Origin of the sequence: Mycolicibacterium novocastrense, from assembly GCF_001570485.1 — a bacterium.
Classification (GTDB): Bacteria; Actinomycetota; Actinomycetes; order Mycobacteriales; family Mycobacteriaceae; genus Mycobacterium; species Mycobacterium novocastrense.
Genome location: NZ_BCTA01000022.1, coordinates 21,146 through 40,668 on the forward strand (window position 1 = coordinate 21,146; position 19,523 = coordinate 40,668).

General features: G+C 67.9%; 19 protein-coding genes. 12 read left to right on the plus strand and 7 right to left on the minus strand.

The features are described 5' to 3' along the window. Positions 1-51: 51 nt before the first annotated feature. Entirely contained in the window at positions 52-849 is a 798-nt protein-coding gene (locus RMCN_RS07270) for a serine/threonine-protein kinase (RefSeq protein ID WP_067388056.1), read from the plus strand. Here RMCN_RS07270 and rsmA read toward each other — a convergent pair. From rsmA to RMCN_RS07285, 3 genes are all read right to left on the minus strand, one after another. Continuing rightward, complete coding sequence (rsmA, locus tag RMCN_RS07275) at positions 836-1,744, minus strand: 16S rRNA (adenine(1518)-N(6)/adenine(1519)-N(6))-dimethyltransferase RsmA (protein ID WP_067388058.1); 909 nt, start codon at positions 1,742-1,744, stop codon at positions 836-838. The genes RMCN_RS07270 and rsmA overlap by 14 nt on opposite strands. Further along, the gene (locus tag RMCN_RS07280; RefSeq protein WP_064412066.1) at positions 1,741-2,868 is read right to left on the minus strand and encodes a resuscitation-promoting factor; all 1,128 of its coding nucleotides are present in this window, start codon (positions 2,866-2,868) and stop codon (positions 1,741-1,743) included. Before RMCN_RS07280 ends, rsmA begins: the two co-directional genes overlap by 4 nt. A 90-nt stretch (positions 2,869-2,958) precedes the next feature. After that, on the minus strand, positions 2,959-3,807 hold the full coding sequence (locus RMCN_RS07285; RefSeq protein WP_064412316.1) for a TatD family hydrolase: 849 nt from the start codon (positions 3,805-3,807) through the stop codon (positions 2,959-2,961). Positions 3,808-3,831: 24 nt separating this feature from the next. Between RMCN_RS07285 and metG the strand changes: the two genes are divergently transcribed. The 7 genes from metG (at position 3,832) to RMCN_RS07320 (ending at position 12,403) form a co-directional block, all read left to right on the plus strand. Continuing rightward, on the plus strand, positions 3,832-5,415 hold the full coding sequence (gene metG, locus RMCN_RS07290; protein WP_064412067.1) for a methionine--tRNA ligase: 1,584 nt from the start codon (positions 3,832-3,834) through the stop codon (positions 5,413-5,415). Positions 5,416-5,422: 7 nt separating this feature from the next. Beyond that, positions 5,423-6,772, plus strand: coding sequence for an NADP-specific glutamate dehydrogenase (gene gdhA, locus RMCN_RS07295; RefSeq protein WP_064412068.1), 1,350 nt, complete (start codon positions 5,423-5,425; stop codon positions 6,770-6,772). A gap of 61 nt (positions 6,773-6,833) precedes the next feature. Beyond that, positions 6,834-8,039: an NAD(P)/FAD-dependent oxidoreductase gene (locus RMCN_RS07300; RefSeq protein ID WP_067388060.1), complete on the plus strand. Its 1,206-nt coding sequence runs from the start codon at positions 6,834-6,836 to the stop codon at positions 8,037-8,039. Beyond that, positions 8,036-8,941, plus strand: a complete 906-nt coding sequence (sigJ, locus tag RMCN_RS07305) for an RNA polymerase sigma factor SigJ (protein WP_064412070.1) — start codon at positions 8,036-8,038, stop codon at positions 8,939-8,941. Before RMCN_RS07300 ends, sigJ begins: the two co-directional genes overlap by 4 nt. A 127-nt stretch (positions 8,942-9,068) precedes the next feature. Continuing rightward, the gene (locus tag RMCN_RS07310) at positions 9,069-10,238 is read left to right on the plus strand and encodes an NAD(P)/FAD-dependent oxidoreductase (protein ID WP_064412317.1); all 1,170 of its coding nucleotides are present in this window, start codon (positions 9,069-9,071) and stop codon (positions 10,236-10,238) included. Next, positions 10,235-11,137: an RNA polymerase sigma-70 factor gene (locus RMCN_RS07315; RefSeq protein ID WP_064412071.1), complete on the plus strand. Its 903-nt coding sequence runs from the start codon at positions 10,235-10,237 to the stop codon at positions 11,135-11,137. The genes RMCN_RS07310 and RMCN_RS07315 overlap by 4 nt, the downstream gene beginning before the upstream one ends. Before the next feature lie 12 nt (positions 11,138-11,149). Next, positions 11,150-12,403: an aminodeoxychorismate synthase component I gene (locus RMCN_RS07320; RefSeq protein WP_067388062.1), complete on the plus strand. Its 1,254-nt coding sequence runs from the start codon at positions 11,150-11,152 to the stop codon at positions 12,401-12,403. Here the strand turns inward: RMCN_RS07320 and rsmI are convergent. Continuing rightward, positions 12,359-13,195, minus strand: a complete 837-nt coding sequence (gene rsmI / locus RMCN_RS07325; RefSeq protein ID WP_064412073.1) for a 16S rRNA (cytidine(1402)-2'-O)-methyltransferase — start codon at positions 13,193-13,195, stop codon at positions 12,359-12,361. The two genes, RMCN_RS07320 and rsmI, sit on opposite strands and share 45 nt — an antisense overlap. A 23-nt stretch (positions 13,196-13,218) precedes the next feature. Between rsmI and RMCN_RS07330 the strand changes: the two genes are divergently transcribed. Together RMCN_RS07330 and RMCN_RS07335 are read left to right on the plus strand one after the other, a co-directional pair. Further along, entirely contained in the window at positions 13,219-14,760 is a 1,542-nt protein-coding gene (locus RMCN_RS07330; RefSeq protein WP_064412074.1) for a dolichyl-phosphate-mannose--protein mannosyltransferase, read from the plus strand. 122 nt (positions 14,761-14,882) lie between these two features. After that, entirely contained in the window at positions 14,883-15,746 is an 864-nt protein-coding gene (locus tag RMCN_RS07335) for a type IV toxin-antitoxin system AbiEi family antitoxin (RefSeq protein ID WP_067388064.1), read from the plus strand. 67 nt (positions 15,747-15,813) lie between these two features. Here the strand turns inward: RMCN_RS07335 and arcA are convergent, their stop codons facing one another. After that, complete coding sequence (gene arcA, locus RMCN_RS07340) at positions 15,814-17,016, minus strand: arginine deiminase (RefSeq protein WP_067388066.1); 1,203 nt, start codon at positions 17,014-17,016, stop codon at positions 15,814-15,816. Between the two features lie 46 nt (positions 17,017-17,062). Between arcA and soxR the strand changes: the two genes are divergently transcribed. Together soxR and RMCN_RS07350 are read left to right on the plus strand one after the other, a co-directional pair. Further along, on the plus strand, positions 17,063-17,497 hold the full coding sequence (gene soxR, locus RMCN_RS07345) for a redox-sensitive transcriptional activator SoxR (protein ID WP_064412077.1): 435 nt from the start codon (positions 17,063-17,065) through the stop codon (positions 17,495-17,497). A gap of 33 nt (positions 17,498-17,530) precedes the next feature. Beyond that, complete coding sequence (locus tag RMCN_RS07350; RefSeq protein WP_067388068.1) at positions 17,531-18,127, plus strand: alpha-ketoglutarate-dependent dioxygenase AlkB; 597 nt, start codon at positions 17,531-17,533, stop codon at positions 18,125-18,127. Here the strand turns inward: RMCN_RS07350 and RMCN_RS07355 are convergent. Both RMCN_RS07355 and RMCN_RS07360 read right to left on the minus strand, forming a co-directional pair. After that, the gene (locus RMCN_RS07355; protein ID WP_067388070.1) at positions 18,124-18,786 is read right to left on the minus strand and encodes a DUF5642 family protein; all 663 of its coding nucleotides are present in this window, start codon (positions 18,784-18,786) and stop codon (positions 18,124-18,126) included. The two genes, RMCN_RS07350 and RMCN_RS07355, sit on opposite strands and share 4 nt — an antisense overlap. 29 nt (positions 18,787-18,815) lie before the next feature. Then, entirely contained in the window at positions 18,816-19,511 is a 696-nt protein-coding gene (locus RMCN_RS07360; protein WP_067388072.1) for a DUF5642 family protein, read from the minus strand. Positions 19,512-19,523: the final 12 nt, after the last annotated feature.

Consider the following 19,523-nt stretch of genomic DNA (forward strand, 5'->3'; position numbering starts at 1 on the left):
GGCGGGCAGCGTGTCAGAAGGCGCGCGCCGTCGCCGCACTAATCTGAGCTCGTGCTGTCCGCCGGCGACCGGTTCGACGACTACGTGGTCGACGAGGTCCTCGGCCACGGCGGATCGGCCACGGTCTACCGGGTGCACGCCGCCGACAACCCGCGGCGGGTGGTCGCTTTGAAGGTCCTCGACGAACACGCTCGCGATCGAGCGCACGTGGCCCGGCTGCGGCGTGAGTTCGAGTTCGCCGACCGGCTCGACCACCCTCACATCGTCACCGTGTACGAGCGGGGCCCGGGGTGGCTGACGATGCAGTTCGTCGCGGGCGGCGCAGTGCAGAGCCTGCCGACGGTCCCCGAACGCCTCGCCGCCCTCGGCCAGATCGCCGACGCGCTGGACTACATCCACAACCGCGCGATCGTGCACTGCGACGTCAAGCCCGCCAACATCCTGCTCGAAGCCGACCGGTCGCAGGCCGTGCTGATCGATTTCGGGGTGGCGGTCGAGATCACCGACGACATCGGCCGCCGACCGACGCACGTGGAGGCCTCGCTGCCCTACTCGGCGCCGGAGCTGATCGCGGGTCGGGCGCCGACAGAAGCGACCGACGAGTACGCGCTGGCCTGCACGGCGGTGGAGCTGATCACCGGGACGCCGCCGTTTCGGGAGGGTTCCCGCGTCGGATTGGTCGAGGCGCACCTGCATCGCCCGCCACCACGGTTCTCGCGTGAGTTCGACTGGCTGCCACGCGCTTTCGACTCGATTGTGGCCAAAGCCCTGGCGAAGGCGCCCGCGGACCGTTACCAGTCCTGCCGCGAGTTCATCGCGCTGGTCGTGCGCGCCGTCAACGGACGCTGATCGAACCCTTGGCTTCCTGAACCACCGGCTTGTCGACCTCTTCTGACCGCTGCAACAGCCGGACGAAATCGGCGATGGACAGTGTCTCGCCGCGGCGTGACGGATCGATGCTGGCGGCGAGCAGCCTGCGCGCCGACTCGTTACCCGAACCCGCCCATTCGGCGAACGCGTTGCGGGCCGTCTTGCGCCGTTGCGCGAACGCGATGTCGATCAGCGCGAAGACCTGCTCACGGAAGCTCTCGTCGGTCGGCCACGGCGACGTCTCGTAGCGCTCGATGCCGACCAGGCCCGAATACACCCGGGGGATCGGCCAGAACACCGTCGGCGACACCATGCCGTGGCGCCGGACCTTGCCGAAGAAGCGCACCTTGGCGCTGGGCACGCCGTAATCCTTGCCGCCGGGTTCTGCCGCGAGCCGCTCTGCCACCTCGGCCTGCACCATCACCATCACGGTGCGGATCGAGGGAAACTCGGCCAGCAGATGCAGCAGGGCCGGGACCGCGATGTTGTACGGCAGGTTGGCGACCAGGGCCGTGGGCTCCTCGCCGAGTTCCTCGCGTCGCAACCCGAGGATGTCGCGGTTGAGCACGGTGAGCCGGTTGATCTCGCTGTGCGAATGCTCGGCGATGGTGGTCGGCAGTTGCCGCGCCAGCACGGGATCGATCTCGACGGCGGTCACCCGCGCGCCGCGGTCGAGCAGTGCCAGCGTCAGCGAGCCCAGTCCGGGCCCGACCTCGAGAACGTGGTCATGCTTGTGGACACCGGACGCCGAAACGATTCGCCGTACGGTGTTGGCGTCATGGACGAAGTTCTGTCCGAACGATTTGCGCGGCCGGAAGTCGATCGCCTTCGCCAGTTGTCTTATCTCGGTCCGCCCGAGTAGTCGAATGGTCAGCGCGCACCAATCCTCCCGCTACAAGTCGGCCACGCGCCCCACCCTTGTCGCGCCCGAGTGACTTCAGCAATCGCGATCTGTTCTTCTCTTGTTGCCAAATCGGCTCTCGCAGCATAGCGCAGACCGCCGTTGCGCTCCCAGGTGTTTTGGTCGAATTGAACGCCGCCGTAATATCCGTTGCCGGTGTTGATCGCCCAATTACCTCCGGCTTCGCACCGCGCAAGGGCGTCCCAAGTGGCTCCGTTGGACACCGCCGGCACCTCGGTGCCGGGTTTGGTGCCGACTCGCACCACACCTTCGCGGGCGGGCGTTACAACGACATTGGCTACTGGCAACCTGCCGGTCTCCACACCGTTGAGTTTCGCCACCGCAAAGATCACGTCCTGCGTGCCCGGCATTCCCGGGTCCTCGACGACCTGCCGGCTCTGGTTCAGCGTCGGATCCTCGATGCGCTTGAGGGCGGGCGGCAACGGCACGCGCTCGGCGATCTTGTCGATCCGGTTGCGCGTCACCTGCACGTGCATGCCGTCGGTGACGGGAGCCGATGCGGCGGGGACGACGGCGTCACGCTGCTCGAGCGGTGCGCCCGCCTCGGCGAGCAGGGCCGCGATGTTCGGGGCGGCCAGGGTCACGCTGCGCGTCGTTCCGCCGTCATCGATGTGCACGGTCTTGGCGCTGACCACCGGCAGCGACATCCCCGCCAGCGGGACCCGGCTCGCGCGCGAGGCGGCGGCGGGCGCCTTGTCGGTCATCTCCAGCTGGGCGAGAGCCTCGTCGACCGTCGACGCGGTGGTCCACACCTGCTTGCTGTCCTCGCCGTCCAGCGATAGCTGAAGCGGGCGGCTGCGGCGCAGCACGATGGTGTCGGCCTGGTTCACCGGCTGATCGGCGGCCGGAAAGAGGTCGTCGCGGTCGCCGACGTCGAACCCGTTCTCCTCGACCACGTCGATCACGCGCGACTTCATGGTCGCCACCGTTGTCGACGATCCGTCCACGGTCAGCGTGACGGTCTTGTGTGCAGCGACCGCGTAGCCGCCGGCGAAGGTGAGTGCGAGCAAGGTCGCACCGACCAGCAGACGAAGTAGCGGTGAACGCGCCTCGTGGAGCTTTGTGAAAGTGTTCAAAACGTCGTATATCCCCGACTATCGGACGGAGCGCCGCGTCCTTGCGGTGCTTCGCTTTCGGTCACAGCACGGTAACGGAGAGGCCTCGAGTCAGCAACTCGCAAGGCCGTACGCGCGTTCGGCTGTGGTGGTGGTTTCCCGCGCGACGACCTCAGCCGGCTTACCGACAATCTCCGCCAACGCCCGCACAGTGTAGGGAAGGCAGTACGGCTCGTTGGGTGCGCCGCGGTACGGGTGGGGCGTCAGGAACGGCGCGTCGGTCTCGACGAGCATTTGCCCGGCCGGGATCAGTTGCGCGGCTTCTTGCAGGGCTTTGGCGTTCTTGAAGCTGACGGTGCCCGACAGACTCAGTAGCCAGCCCGCCTCGATACACCGACGCGCCATCTGAGGCCCCGAGGAAAAGCAGTGGAAGATCACAGTGTCGGGGGCGCCTTCGGCGGCCAGCACGTCCAGAATCTGGTCGTCGGCCTCGCGGTTGTGGATCATCAGCGGCTTGCCGGTCCGCTTGGCGAGGTCGATGTGCCAGGCGAACGCGTCGCGTTGGATGCCCGGTTCCGCGCAGCCCTCCAGCTTGCCCGGCCAGTACAGGTCGAGGCCCGTCTCGCCGATCGCGACGACGCGCGGATGGCCGGCCAGACGCTCGATGACGGTCTTGGCTTGATCGGTCAGGGCCTCGGTGCGCGTCGGGTGCAGGGCGACCGCGGCGTAGACCCGCTCGTCCGCCTCGGCGGCTTCGGTGACCCAGCGTGCGGAGTCGAGATCGTCGGCGATGGTGACAACGGCCCCGACGCCGACCGCCGCCGCGCGGTCGACGATCGCGGTGACGTCGGCCGCGTCCGAGGCACCACATGCATCGAGATGGGTGTGCGCGTCGATCAGCGGGCTCAGCGGCGTCGGGGCGGGCGGCCGCTCCCGTCTGCCTGAGCGCTTAGCGTTCACCGCCACACCATAAGCTGAGTTGAAATGAGTACTGCTGTCCGCGGGGCGCAAGCGCCGAGCCCAGGCGCGCCCTTCTACATCACCACCGCGATCGCCTACCCGAACGGCGATCCGCACGTCGGCCACGCCTACGAGTACATCGCCACCGACGCCATCGCCCGGTTCAAGCGGCTGGACGGATTCGACGTGCGGTACCTGACCGGCACCGACGTGCACGGCCTGAAGATGGCCGAGGCGGCGAAAACGCTGGGCATCCCCACCGCCGACCTGGCGCGGCAGAACTCCGATGTGTTCGAGCGCCTGCAGCGCAAGCTGAACATCTCCTTCGACCGGTTCATCCGCACCTCGGATGCCGACCATTTCGAGGCCTCAAAGGAGATCTGGCGCCGGATGAACGACGCCGGTGACATCTACCTCGACTCCTACAAGGGCTGGTACTCGGTTCGCGACGAGCGGTTCTTCACCGACGCCGAGACGAACGTCGGTGCCGACGGCGTGCGGGTCGCGGTCGAGACCGGCGCGCCCGTGACATGGACCGAGGAGCAGACCTACTTCTTCCGGCTGTCGGCCTACACGGACCGCTTGCTGGAGCACTATCGGGCGCATCCGGAATTCATCGAGCCCGACGTGCGGCGCAACGAGGTCGTCAGCTTCGTCTCCGGCGGGCTGCGAGATCTGTCGATCTCGCGCACCACGTTCGACTGGGGCGTGCCGGTGCCCGACCATCCCGACCACGTCATGTACGTGTGGGTGGACGCGCTGACCAATTACCTGACCGGCGTCGGTTTCCCGGACACGTCGTCGGAGGCCTTCCAGCGGTACTGGCCCGCCGATCTGCACATGATCGGCAAGGACATCATCCGGTTCCACACCGTCTACTGGCCGGCGTTCCTGATGTCGGCGGGAATCGAGTTGCCGCGCAAGGTCTTCGCGCACGGCTTCGTGCTCAACCGCGGCGAGAAGATGAGCAAGTCCGTCGGCAACATCATCGACCCCGTGAACCTCGTCGACACTTTCGGGCTCGACCAGGTGCGCTACTTCTTCCTGCGCGAGGTGCCGTTCGGTCAGGACGGCAGCTACAGCGAGGACGCGATCATCGGCCGCATCAACGCCGACCTGGCCAACGAGCTGGGCAACCTGGCACAGCGGTCGCTGTCGATGGTCGCCAAGAACCTCGACGGAATCGTCCCTGAGCCAGGAGATTTCACCGATGACGACGCGACACTGCTCGAATCGGCCGACGCGCTGATCGACCGGGTGCGCGGCCACTACGACGCCGTCGCGATGCACCTGGCGCTCGAGGCGATCTGGTCCGTCCTGGGCGCGGCGAACAGGTACTTCTCCGCCCAGGAACCGTGGGTGCTGCGCAAGTCGGAGTCGGCGCAGGATCAGCGCCGATTCGGCACGGTGCTATACACGACGCTCGAGGTCGTGCGGATCGCCGCGCTGCTGACGCAGCCCGTGATGCCCGACTCATCGGCTAAGCTGCTCGACTTGCTCGGGCAGAACCCCGACGAACGAACCTTCGCCGCTGTCAGCATCCGGCTGAAGCCAGGCACCGCCCTACCGGCCCCGACCGGTGTGTTCCCCCGCTACCAGGCTGAGTGATCGAAAAGTGAACGGACTACACGAGAAACTGCACGACCTCTACGAAGAGGTCGCCAAGCGCAACGCAGGCGAGACCGAGTTCCACCAATCCGTCTACGAGGTCCTCAACAGCCTCGGACCGGTGGTGGAGAAGCACCCCGAATACGTCGACTCCGAGGTCATCAGGCGCCTGTGCGAGCCCGAACGCCAGATCATCTTCCGGGTGCCCTGGGTCGACGACCGCGGCACCGTGCAGATCAACCGCGGCTTCCGCGTGGAGTTCAACTCCGCGCTGGGTCCGTTCAAGGGCGGCCTGCGGTTCCACCCGTCGGTCTACCTCGGAATCGTCAAATTCCTCGGCTTCGAGCAGATCTTCAAGAACTCGCTGACCGGCATGCCGATCGGCGGCGGCAAGGGCGGCGCCGACTTCGACCCCAAGGGCCGCTCCGACGAAGAGGTCATGCGGTTCTGTCAGTCGTTCATGACCGAGTTGTACCGCCATCTCGGCGAGTACACCGACGTACCCGCCGGGGACGCCGGCGTGGGCACGCGTGAGATCGGTTACCTGTTCGGGCAATACAAGCGCATCACCAACCGCTACGAGTCCGGCACCCTCACCGGCAAGGGACTGACCTGGGGTGGTTCCCAGGTCCGCACCGAGGCCACGGGCTACGGAACGATCTTCTTCGTCAACGAGATCCTCAAGGCCAACAACGACACGTTCGAAGGCAAGCGCGCCGTGGTGTCGGGTTCGGGCAACGTGGCGATCTATGCGATCGAGAAGATCCACGAACTGGGCGGCACCGTGGTCGCATGTTCGGATTCGAGCGGCTATGTCGTCGACGAGAAGGGCATCGACCTCGACATCCTCAAGGAGGTCAAGGAGGTACGCAGGGCCCGCATCGCCGATTACGTCGAGATTCGTGGTGGCACAGCGGAGTTCGTCGCCGACCGCAATGTGTGGAACGTCCCGTGTGAGATCGCGGTGCCGTGCGCCACGCAGAACGAGATCAACGGCGACGAAGCGCTGGCGCTGATCGAGAACGGGTGCCGCGTCGTCGCCGAGGGTGCGAACATGCCGTGCTCCCCTACCGCGGTCAAACATTTCGCCAACGCGGGTGTGACGTTCGCACCGGGCAAGGCGGCCAACGCCGGCGGCGTCGCCACCAGCGCGCTGGAGATGCAGCAGAACGCCTCGCGGGACTCGTGGACGTTCGCCGAAACCGAGATGCGACTCGAGCAGATCATGCGGCGCATCCACAACCGCTGCCTGGTCACCGCCGACGAGTACGGCCAGCCCGGCAACTACGTGGCCGGCGCTAACATCGCGGGGTTCATCCGGGTGGCCGACGCCATGCTGGCGCTGGGGGTGGTCTGACACCTGATGTGACGCGCGTCACAATCTGTCACGCCCCGGCGCCCGCCGGTGTCTAGAGGGCATGACTGATTTCACCGCACTCACAGACACAGTCCCCACTACCCGGGTCGTCGTCATCGGCGGCGGTTACTCCGGAATTCTGGCGGCCAACCACCTGCGGCTGCGCGACGACGTCGACGTCACGGTGGTCAACCCCAGACCGAAGTTCATCGAGCGGATCCGGCTCCACCAACTGGTCGCCGCCGGTTACGACGCCGGAGTCGACTACGGCACGCTGCTCGGCGAAGGTATCCGGCTCGTCGTCGACACCGCGATGCGCATCGACACCGCCGCGCGCACCGTGCGCCTGGCGTCCGGGCGCGAGCTCGACTACGACTACGTGATCTACGCCGTCGGCAGTACCGGAACGGTGCCGCAAACCATCCCCGGCGCGGCCGAATTCGCCTATCCGATAGCCGAATTCGAGCAGGCGCAGCGGCTGCGCACCGCACTGGAAGCGTTGCATCCGGCGGCTCCCGTCACCGTCGTGGGCGCAGGGCTGACGGGCATCGAGACCGCCTCGGAGCTGGCCGAGCAGGGCCGCAACGTGACGCTGGTCTGCGGCGGGCGCCTGGGCCCGTCGCTGTCCGATCCCGGCCGGCGCTCCACCGCCAAGGCGCTGGCCAAGCTGGGCGTGACGGTCATGGAGGCCAACGTGGTCACCGAGGTACGCGCCGACGCGGTGGTCTTCGCCGACGGAGCGGTGCGGCCGAGCGCGGTCACCGTCTGGACCGCCGGGTTCGGTGTGCCGGAGCTGGCGACAGCGAGCGGACTGCGCACCGACGCGATAGGACGCCTCATCACCGACGAGACGCTGACGAGCGTGGACGACGAGCGTATCGTCGCGGCCGGTGACTGTGCGGCCCCGTCGGATCAACCACTGCGGATGTGCTGTGCCACGGCAACGCAACTCGCTCCGCAGGCGGCGAACACCGTGCTGAGCCGCATCGAGGGCACCACGCCCGCCGCGTTCGAGTACGCGTACGCCGGGTCCTGCATCAGCCTTGGGCGGCGCACCGCGACGCTGCAAGTCACGCGCAAGGACGACACCCCGGTGAACGTCTATCTCGCCGGGCGGGCGGTCGCCACGTTCAAAGAGGCGGTCTGCAGGGGCACCCTGTGGGCGATGCGGCGCTCGGCCCGCAAGCCCGCCTGGACGTTCTGGCTCAAGGGCGGTCCGCGCCCCGCGCAGCCGGTTCCCGGACCGAAGGTGGTCAGCAAGCCGTGACCACCACACCGGGCGAGCATGCCGAGCGGTTCACCGTCCTGCGGCCGCTGCTGTTCACGATCGCTTACGAGATCCTGGGCAGCGCAACCGAATCCGACGATGTGCTGCAGGACAGCTATCTCCGCTGGGCCGAGGTCGAGCTGAGCACGGTGCGCGACACGAAGTCGTATCTGGCGCAGTTGGTGACCCGCGAGGCGCTCAACGCGCTGCGCGCCAGGTCCCGTCGGCGCGAAGACTACATCGGTCCGTGGCTACCGGAACCGCTGCTGCTCGAGTCACGCGATGCGGCCTCCGATGTCGTGCTGGCCGAATCGGTGTCGATGGCGATGCTGGTCCTGCTCGAGACGCTGACCCCCGACGAGCGCGCCGTGTTCGTGCTGCGCGAGGTGTTCGGTTTCGACTACGACGAGATCGCGGGCGCGGTGGGCAGATCCGCGTCGACCGTGCGCCAGATGGCGCACCGCGCCCGTGAACACGTCCACGCGCGGCGCAACCGCTTCGGCCCGGTGGACGAACGGCGCACCGAGCAGATCACCGAACAGTTCCTGGCCGCCGCGTCCACCGGCGACATGGAGGGCCTGATGTCGTTGCTGTCCCCCGGCGTCACCTGGACCGCGGACCACGGCGGGAAGGCCGCCGCCATCCGCAGGCCGGTGGTCGGTGCACGTAGGGTGGCCGCGCTCATGGCACGGCTGTTCGAGGTGGCCAGACAGACGCCGGCGATGCGCTTCGAGACGGCCGTCTACAACAGTGCGCCCGCGGTCGTCGTCTACACCGGCGACCACCTCGAGGGACTGTTCATGTTCGAGGTGATCGAGGACAAGATCACGAACCTGTACGCGATGCGCAACCCGGACAAGCTGGCCGGCATCACGATCCCCCGCAGCATCAGCCGCCAGTGACCTCTGCCACATTCCGGGCCGAGGTGTCACACTGCGGAGATGTCCGGTGTCTCGAGGTCAGACCGGCTCTGAGCCCAACCGCCACCCCCGGCGGCCCACGGCAGGCCGGATGACCGAGGAGATCGACATGACCGAAATGACCAACAACATCGTGGTGATCGGTGGCGGCTACGCGGGGGTGATGGCCGCGAACCGGCTGGCCCCGCACGCCCGCGTGACACTGGTGAATCCGCGCGCCGAGTTCGTCGAGCGAATCCGCTTGCACCAGTTGGTCGTCGGCAACGACGACGCCGTCGCCGACTACTCGGCGGTGCTGTCGGGGGCCGTCCGGCTGGTGGTCGACGGGGCTTCGCGGATCGACGCGGAGGCACGCACCGTCACGCTGACGTCCGGTGCGTCGCTGTCTTACGACTACCTGGTGTACGCCGTCGGCAGCACCGGCACGATTCCGGCAGTGGTACCGGGGGCCGCCGAGTTCGCTTACCCGCTCAGTGAATTGGAGCAGGCGCAGCGACTGACCGCCCGGATGGCCGACGTTCCGCTTTCGGCGCCGGTGGTCGTGGTCGGCGGCGGGTTGACCGGTATCGAGACCGCTACCGAGCTGGCCGAGACCGGCCGTCAGGTCACGTTGGTGACCGACGTGCTCGCGCCCTCCCTGGCGGCCGGCGGCCGCCGATCGGTGACCAAGCGGTTGGCCAAGCTGGGGGTCGTCATCGTCGAGGGCAGCGCGGTCGGCGAAGTCCGAGCCGACCGGGTGGTGCTGGCCGACGGCCGTGAGGTGCCGGCCGCCGTGACGGTGTGGACCGCCGGCTTCGGCGTGCCGGGTCTGGCCGCTGCCAGCGGCCTGGCCACCGACGCGCTCGGACGGCTCCTCACCGACGAGACGCTGACCAGCGTCGACAACGTGCGCATCGTGGGTGCGGGGGATGCGGCGTCACCGTCGGACCTGCCGTGGCGCATGAGTTGCCAGGCGGCCCTGCCGCTCGGCGCGCAGGCCGCGAACACCGTGCTGGCGCGGCTTGCCGGCGATGACCCGGCCGCGGTGAACCACGCGATGGCCGGGCAGTGCATCAGCCTGGGCCGCAAGGCAGGCACGTTCCAGTTCGCCGACGTCGACGACACCCCGCGTCGCTGGTACATCGGTGGCCGCACGGGTGCTCTGGTCAAGGAGCAGGTGTGCCGTTTGACGCTGAAGTGGATTCGCGGCGAGGCCGACAAGCCTGGCTCCTACACCTGGAAGACGAACCCGCGCCGGGAGCAGCAGGTTGTCGCGACCCAGACGGTACCGATCCGATGAGCGGCACGGGTGACGAACACGCCGAACGGTTCACGGTGCTGCGTCCGCTGCTGTTCACGATCGCCTACGAGATCATCGGCAGCGCAACCGAAGCCGACGACGTGCTGCAGGAGAGCTACCTGCGCTGGGCCGAGGTGGACCTTGCCGCGGTGCGCGACACCAAGGCCTACCTCGCCCAGCTCGTCACCCGTCAGTCACTCAACGCGCTGCGGGCACAGTTGCGGAGGCGCGAGGAGTACGTCGGCCCGTGGCTTCCCGAACCGCTGTTGCTCGATGCACACGATCCGGCATCGGATGTCGTTCTGGCCGAGTCGGTTTCGATGGCGATGCTCGTGGTGCTGGAGACCCTGAGCCCGGACGAGCGCGCGGTGTTCGTGCTGCGCGAGGTGTTCGGTTTCGGTCACGACGAGATCGCCGAGGCGGTCGGCAAGTCGGCGGCCGCCGTACGTCAAATGGCGCACCGGGCCCGCGAGCACGTGCAGTCGCGGCGAAAGCGGTTCGAGCCGGTCGATCCCAAGGTGTCGATGGAGATCACCGAGCGGTTCTTCGCGGCCGCGTCCACCGGCGACGTCGATGCGCTGCTGGAGATGTTGACCGACGACGTCGAATGGACAGCCGACTCCGCAGGCAAGGTCAGCGCGGCGCGGCGGCCGGTGGTCGGCGCCGACAAGGTCGCCAGGGTCCTCATCGGGCTGGTGCGGGTCGCGGGCGAGGCCGGCCGGGTGGAACCGGCGATGTACAACAACGCGCCCGCGCTCAAGCTCTACCTGGGCGACCACTTCGAGGGGCTCGTCAGCCTCGAGATCACCGAGGGCCGGATCTCGCACTTCTACGTGATGCGCAACCCGGACAAGTTGGCCGGGGTGGAGATCCCGCGGGAAGTCACGCGCAGCATCTGACAAGCTGAGTCGGTGCGCATCGACCTGCTCGGCGACCTCGGCAGCGCCCCAGCGGTTCTGCGCGCCGTCGGATATGCCGCCGCCGATCGCGGGCTGGCGCCACCTGCGGCGCTGATCGGCGAGTGGTTCGGCTCGGGCGCAGTCATCGCGCCCTCTGTGGACGTCGCGCCGGTCGACACGTCGCGCGCCTTCGAGGCCCCCTGCGTTGCGGGCGATGGGGAGGCGGTCGGGGGCGGCTGGTTCGGCTATCTGTCGTATCCGGATGGGGCGGCCGACGGTCTCGGTCCGCGGATCCCCGAGGCTGCCGGCGGCTGGTCGGACTGCGTATTGCGTCAGGACGGCGACGGGCGATGGTGGTTCGAAAGCCTGTCCGATGCAACGCTTCCCGATTGGGTGGCCGATGCGCTGCGAGTGCCGGTCGCCCCGCGGCCGTCGCACGTCGAGTGGGGTGAGGCCGATCGCGATGCCCACCGCCGGGGGATGCTGGACTGCTTGGAGGCGATCGCCGCAGGGGAGGTCTACCAGGCGTGTGTGTGCACGCAGTTCCGCGGCCGGCTCGAGGGGTCGTCCCTGGATTTCTTCGCCGACGCCGTGCAACGCACGTCGCCCGGGCGTGCGGCGTATCTCGCCGGAAGCTGGGGGGCGGTGGCGTCGTTGTCGCCGGAACTGTTCCTGCGCAGGCGCGGTGACCACATCGCGTCGAGCCCGATCAAGGGCACGCTGCCGCGTTCGGCCGATCCGGAAGCGCTGCGCTGCTCGGTCAAGGATGTCGCCGAGAACATCATGATCGTCGACCTCGTGCGCAACGACCTGGGCCGCGTCGCCGACGTCGGCACCGTCTGCGTGCCCGAATTACTTGTGGTGCAACCGGCGCCCGGAGTATGGCATCTGGTGTCGACGGTATCCGCGCGGGTGCCCGTCGATGTGCCGATGTCGACGGTGCTCGACGCGACGTTCCCACCGGCCTCGGTGACGGGAACGCCGAAGGCGCGGGCACGCCGGCTGCTCGAAGACTGGGAACCAGTCAGGCGCGGAATCTACTGCGGCACAGTCGGGTTGGCGTCTCCGGTGGCGGGGTGCGAACTCAACGTGGCGATCCGGACGGTGGAATTCGACGCTTACGGGAATGCGATCTTGGGCGTCGGTGGCGGTATCACCGCCGACTCCGACCCGGATCGCGAATGGGAGGAGTGCCTGCACAAGGCGGCACCGATCATCGGGTCACTGCCGGGAACGCAGAACCGCATCGTAGAGCTCACGTCGTGACGGCGAGCCCGGGTTCGCCGCAATTACGTCGGCGCAGGCGTCCTTGACCCGTGCGCCGTCGTCGACGAGTTTGTGGACCGCGGCCACCAGCGTTTCGAGGTCCGCTTTCGGGACCGCGCCGGCCAGCACGACGGTGATCTCCCCGAGCACCCCGTCTGCGGCCCAGTCGGCGAGCTCGTCGAGCCGGCCCCGAACGATCTCCTCGTGCGTCTTGGTCAGCTCCCGGCACACCACCGCGCGGCGGTCGGAGCCCAGCACGTCGACCGCGTCTCTGAGCGTGCCCGCGAGGCGGCGCGGCGATTCGAAGAACACACAGGTCCGCTGCTCGGTCGCCAACGTCGTCAACCACGTCTTGCGCGCGGCCTGCTTGCGGGGCGCGAATCCCTCGAAGCAGAACCGCTCGGCCGGTAGCCCCGAGACCGCAAGAGCCGTCGTCACCGCCGAGGGGCCCGGCAGGCAGGCGAGCGGGAGCCCGGCGTCGATGCACGCCGTCACCAGGCGATAGCCAGGATCGCTGATCAACGGCATACCGGCGTCGCTGACCAGCAGCACCGTCGCACCCGACCGGATCCCGTCGAGCAGGCCCGCGATACGCGAGGCCTCGTTCTGGTCGTACAGGCTGACCACCTTCGCCGTCAGCCTCACCTCGAGGGCCTGGGCCAGCGTGCGGACCCGGCGGGTGTCCTCGGCGGCGATGACGTCGGCGCTGCGCAGCGCGCTGACCAGCCGCGCAGAGGCGTCGGAGGGCTGGCCCAGCGGCGTGGCGCCGATGAGCAGTCGTCCGGGGCTCATGCCGACAGCCTACGATCGCACTCGTGACCGCCCCCGCCACCAAAGCGCCGCGCGCGGTCCCGGTCATCAGCCCAGCGCCGCAGCTGCCTGCCGCGGACTTCGGCCCGGTCGACCGGCTGCAGGGCTGGGTGATGACCGCCGTCATCGCCGCGCTGGCGGCGGTGACACGGTTCCTCAATCTCGGATCCCCGACCGACGCCGGCACCCCAGTCTTCGACGAGAAGCATTACGCGCCGCAGGCCTGGCAGATGCTGCACAACCACGGCGTCGAAGACAACCCGGGCTACGGCCTGGTGGTGCACCCGCCGGTGGGCAAGCAGTTGATCGCGATCGGCGAGGCGCTGTTCGGCTACAACGGGCTGGGTTGGCGGTTCTCCGGCGCCGTGTGCGGGGTGATCGTCGTGATCCTGGTCGCGCGGATCACCCGACGCATCAGCCGGTCGACGTTGGTCGGTGGTATCGCGGGACTGTTGGTGATCGCCGACGGGGTCAGCTTCGTCGCTTCGCGGACCGCGCTGCTCGACGGATTCCTGGTGACGTTCGTGGTCGCCGCGTTCGGGTGCCTTATCGTCGACCGCGACCAGGTGCGCGAGCGCATGCATATCGCGCTGCTCGAGGGCCGCATCGGCGAGACGGTGTGGGGACCCAGGCTCGGGGTCCGGTGGTGGCGGTTCGGCGCGGGCGTATTGCTCGGATTGGCCTGCGCCACAAAGTGGTCGGGCGTGTACTTCATCGCGTTCTTCGGCGTCATGACCATGGTCTTCGACATCCTGGCGCGCCGCCAGTACCGGGTTCCGCGGCCGTGGCTCGGCGCGTTCCGCCGCGACCTGGGGCCGTCGCTGTACGCTCTGGTGCTCATCCCGTTCGGTGTGTACCTCGCGTCGTACACGCCGTGGTTCGCCTCGGAGACGGCCATCAACCGGCATGAGGTCGGGCAGTCGATCGGCCCGGACAGCGTGTTGCCGATTCCCGATGCGTTGCGCTCGCTGTGGCATTACACGTATGCCGCGTACCGGTTTCACTCCGGGTTGACCAACGCCGACGGGAACCATCACCCGTGGGAATCGAAACCGTGGACGTGGCCGATGTCCTTGCGTCCGGTGCTCTACGCGATCGACAACCAGGATGTGCCCGGATGCGGGGCGCAGTCGTGTGTGAAGGCCGTCATGCTGGTCGGCACGCCCGCGATGTGGTTCTTGGCGGTGCCGGTACTGGGGTGGGCGGTGTGGCGGGCATTCGTCAAGCGCGACTGGCGATATGCCGTCGCGCTGGTGGGCTACAGCGCGGGCTTTTTGCCGTGGTTCGCCGACATCGACCGCCAGATGTACTTCTTCTACGCAGCGACGATGGCGCCGTTCCTGGTGATGATGATCGCGTTGATCCTCGGCGACATCCTGCACAAGCCGAACCAGAACGCCGAGCGCCGAACGCTCGGGCTGATCGCGGTGAGTTGTTATGTCGCACTGGTGTTGACGAACTTCGCGTGGATGTACCCGATCCTGACCGGCATTCCGATATCGCAGAACACCTGGAACATGCAGATCTGGCTGCCGTCCTGGCGTTGAGGTCGCTGCTGTTCATTCGCGAGACGTACACCAGGGTCGTATGAGCGAGTTATCCACAGCCCTGGTGTACGTCTCGCGAATCGGGGACAGAATTGTCGGCGCTTCCGGCCAGCATCCGTCGCATGGAAGAAGCATTCGTCGGCGGCGAACTACTCGGCAGGGGTCTGACCCGAGGCCAGTTGCGCTCGCGTTACAAGCGCGTCAAGCCACGCGTCTACGTGCCCCGCGGTGCGTCACCGTCGGTTGAACTGGCCGCACATGCTGCCTGGCTGTGGACAGATCGTCGCGGCATCGTGGCCGGGCGTGCTGCGGCTTCACTGCACGGAGCCCAATGGGTAAACCCCGACACACCGATCGACATGATCGGCCCCCGGGAGCGTCCACGGCGTGGAGTGGTCATCCGAAATGAACGGATCGACTGGGACGAGGTCTGTGCGATCGGCGACCTTGCGGTGACGACGCCAGCACGCACGGCGCTGGATCTGGCTCGACACCTCAGTCGCGACGTGGCGGTCAGGCATCTCGACGCACTGGCAGCGGCGACCGGCCTGACCGTTGACGACGTAGCACCGCTTCTCGAGCGGTATCGCGGCTGGCGAGGGATGAAGCGTGCCCGCATCGCACTGGATCTGATGGACGGCGGTGCTCAGTCGCCCAAAGAGACGTGGTTGCGGCTTCTTGTCGTCGACGCAGGGTATCCCCGGCCGCGTACTCAGATCCGCGTCAGCGACGGCGTCGCTGAGGCGATCCTCGACATGGGTTGGGACGAACCGATGATCGCTTTGGATTACGACGGTGAACAGCATCAGACGGAGCGGCGCCGATTCGTTCACGACATTGACCGCAACGCGCTCGTGGAGTGTCTCGGTTGGCTGGACATTCACGTGGTCAAGGAGCACAGCCGCGGGCTCATTTTGCACAGACTGCGGGAGGCCGCCGAGCGTCGCGCGTGGTTTCCGCTCGCGAAACGTACACCAGGGTCGTGATCGCGCGGATTCAGCGACCCTGGTGTACGTCTCGCGAAGTACCCGGCCCGAGCGACGGCGCGCGGCGCTACAGGGGGTCGCGGCCGGCCGGGCATGACATGCACCGTGGTCCGCCGCGGCCGGTGCCCAGCTCGGACGCCTGGATCGGCAACACCTCGATACCCGCATCCGCCAACCGCGCATTGGTTTCGACGTTGCGCTCGTAGGCGACCACCACACCTGGGGCGAGCGCCAGCGTGTTGTTGCCGTCGTCCCACTGTTCACGCTCGGCCGTCACCGGATCCAACCCCGTGGCGATGACCCGCAACCGGTCGATACCCATCGCCGTCGCCGCGGCGTCGACGAACGGCACCTCGTCGTCGATGCAGACTCCGCCGTTCCCGTCGCGATGAATCACGAACGCCGACAACGAGTCCACGACCGGCGGATACATCACGACCGCGTCGACGTCGACCATCGTGCACACCGTGTCGAGGTGCATCTGCGCTCGCGACTGCGCGATCGGCACGGCGAGCACGGTATGGGCCAGGTCGTCGTCGAACAAGCTGCGCGCCAACGCTTCCGCGCCGGCCGGTGTGGTCCTCTCCCCCACCCCCACCGCCACGACACCCGGCGCGAGCAGCAGCACGTCTCCTCCCTCGACGGGTGCCGACCGCGATTCGTAGGCTCGCCGCACCCCGAGGAACCGCGGGTGATGCGCGTAAATCACGTCGGTCAGCGAGGTCTCGCGCACCCTCGCCGGCAGCGCCAGCGACGTGATCGCCACCCTCGGGCCGATCCAGAACGACGAGTCGCGAGTGAACAACAGATTCGGGAGCGGATCGATGACGAAGTCGCCTCCGTGATGCATCCGGCGCACCAGCGACAGCTCCGCACCCGAGAGCGGCAACTCGTTGAACGTCATGCCCGCCATCAGCACGTGGGCCAGCGGTGCGGGCTCCAGCGAGCGAAGATACGCCGAAAGTTCCTGCGCCAGTGGCAGACCCAGCCGCCTCGGATCGACAGCAGCCGCGATCCCGTGCATCCGCGCCGCGCCGCTGTGCGACAGCGCCTCGGTCAACAGATCGGCGAGCAGCATCACCTCGACGCCCCGGTCGACCAACAGCGCGGCGAACGCGTCGTGTTCGGCCTGCGCCCTGGCCACCCAGGGCAGTCCGTCGAACAGCAGCGCATCGTTGTTGCGCGGCGTCAAGCGCTGCAACTCGGCCCCGGGCCGATGCAGGATGGCCGCAGTCAGCCGACCCACCTCGGAGTCGCAGCCCAGCGTCACATCTAGCACCGTAACCCGCGACAGCACCTCAACTATGGTTGATGTTATGGAGTTGATTTCCGAGCTGACTCCCGGCGAGATGTCGGCTCGCAGCGGTGTCGCCGTTTCGGCGCTGCACTTCTACGAACGCGAAGGCCTGATCCACAGCAGACGCACCTCGGGCAACCAGCGGCGCTATGCGCGCGAGACGTTGCGCCGCGTCGCGTTCATCCGGATGTCACAGCGCCTCGGAATCCCCTTGTCCCGCATACGAGAAGCGCTGACCACCCTGCCCACCGACAGGGTGCCGACGAGTAAGGACTGGGCCAGACTGTCGGCGGGCTGGCGCCAAGACCTCGACGACCGCATCCTGCACCTGCAACGCCTGCGCGACAACCTGACCGGCTGCATCGGCTGCGGCTGCCTGAGCCTGAAGACATGCGCACTGACCAATCCCGGAGACGTGCTCGCCGAACACGGACCCGGCGCAGCACGTCTCTGACAGATCGAACGTCTGTGCGATAGAATCGCGGACATGGAGCTGGCGCTGCAGAGCTCGCTGTTCGAGCACGCCGAACGCCGCCATCTCGGCAACGGGGCCTGGATCGACTTTCGCTCCGGGTGGCTGGACGATGCCGACTCACTGTTCGCAGAACTGTCCGAGGTCGTCCCGTGGCGTGCGGAGCGCCGACCGATGTACGACCGCGTCGTCGACGTCCCCCGCCTTGTCAGCTTCCACAACCTGGTCGACGACCCGCCGCCGCATCCGCGCCTCAAGCAACTCCGCCGTCGCCTCAACGACGCCTACGCGGGTGAACTCGGCGAACCGTTCACCACGGCGGGGCTGTGCCTGTACCGCGACGGCAACGACAGCGTCGCCTGGCACGGGGACACCGTCGGGCGCAGCAGCACCGAAGACACCATGGTCGCGATCATCGGGCTCGGCGCGACCAGGACGTTCGCGCTGCGGCCTCGCGGTGGCGGCAAGTCGCTACGCCTGCAGCACGCGCACGGCGACCTACTCGTGATGGGCGGGTCGTGTCAGCGCACCTGGGAGCACGCCATCCCCAAGACGGCGCGTCCCGTGGGCGTTCGGATCAGCATCCAGTTCCGTCCGCACGACGTGCGCTAAGCCCTGACCGCGTTCACCGCCGCGACCAGCAGGTCGCGAGCGCGTTGCGTGTCGACCTTCGCCACCGGCTTGTCGGGCAGCACCAGCGGGTTCGCGGTGACGATCACCAGGAAAGGGCCGAAGCTGGCGAGATAGTTGTAAAGCTCGCCGGTGCGGGGCTTACCGTCCACCGTCGTCTGGACCACGCGGTGAGTTCCGAGCGTCTGCGCACCCTCGATCTGCGGTGCCTCGACGACCTCGACGAGCCCGCGCATCGCACCGCCCGCGAACCCGACCCTGCGGCAGTTGTCGGCCGGCGCGTTGACCGACGCGCTTTCCGAGGTTTCGACGGCGATCGTGATGAACCGGTTGCCCTCGCCCTCGGCCGTCGTCGCCGCCATGTTGCCCTTGGCGCCCGCCGGAACCATCTGCTGATTGGCGAACGACGCACAGTCGGGTGGCTCGAACTTCACGCCCTTGGGCAGTTCCTGGCGCGCCAGCAGTCTCGGGTCGATACCGGTAGGGCCGACGTCGGTCACCTTGAAGTCGGGTCCGAAGCTCGCCCGCACATCCTTGACACGCCCGATGTCGGCAGCCGACAGATCGTCGTCCGGTTGTCCGGTCGCGCACGCGGTCAGCGCAGCGGCGCACACCACCGCGACCAAGGCCCTGTTCGACATCGCCGCACAATGTACCGGCCAACGACGGCTCAGCCCCGTAGCGCGGACACCGTTTCGGTCATCAGATGGGCGGTGAAATCCGAACCGAGTTGGGGATTGGGCGAACCGGGGTCGGTGACGACGGCGACGAAGGCGACATGGTCACCCAGGTAGGCCGTGACGGTTTCGGCGTGCGACACCGTTTCGGTGCCACCTTCGACGACGGTTCTGCTCGCCGTCGCCATCGCGATGGTCGGCGCCGCGTCGATGGGCGGGGCGGGTTCGAGCGTGACGGTCCCCGTGGTGCGTCCGCCCGACATGGTCCAGCGCCCGCATTCGTCGATCACCGTCGGGTCGAGATCCCCGGGCGCGGTCGCGACCACGGCGTACACGATGCCGCCGGGCCCCGACGCGGACCAGCCGTCGGCGCGAGTGGCACCCTCGGCGGGGTCGGCCAGCGCCGCACACCTCGCGGGCTCGGCGGTCCACTGCGGACCGTATCCCCACGCGGTGACCGGGCCGAGGGGCGCGACGAGGTCGGTCACCTCGTATCCGGCGGGCAGGACGGTGCGCGCCCGATCGATTCTGGCCGGGTTGACCTGCGGCGGATTCTGGGATGACGACTCGCCGGCCGGCGACGAGCCGGAATCGTTTCCGCATGCCCCGACGCAGATCGTCAGGGCCGTGGCAGCGGCCGCGACGATGCAACGATCGACGGCCCGTCGGCGATCAACAGGTAGTGACATCGACCCTCATGA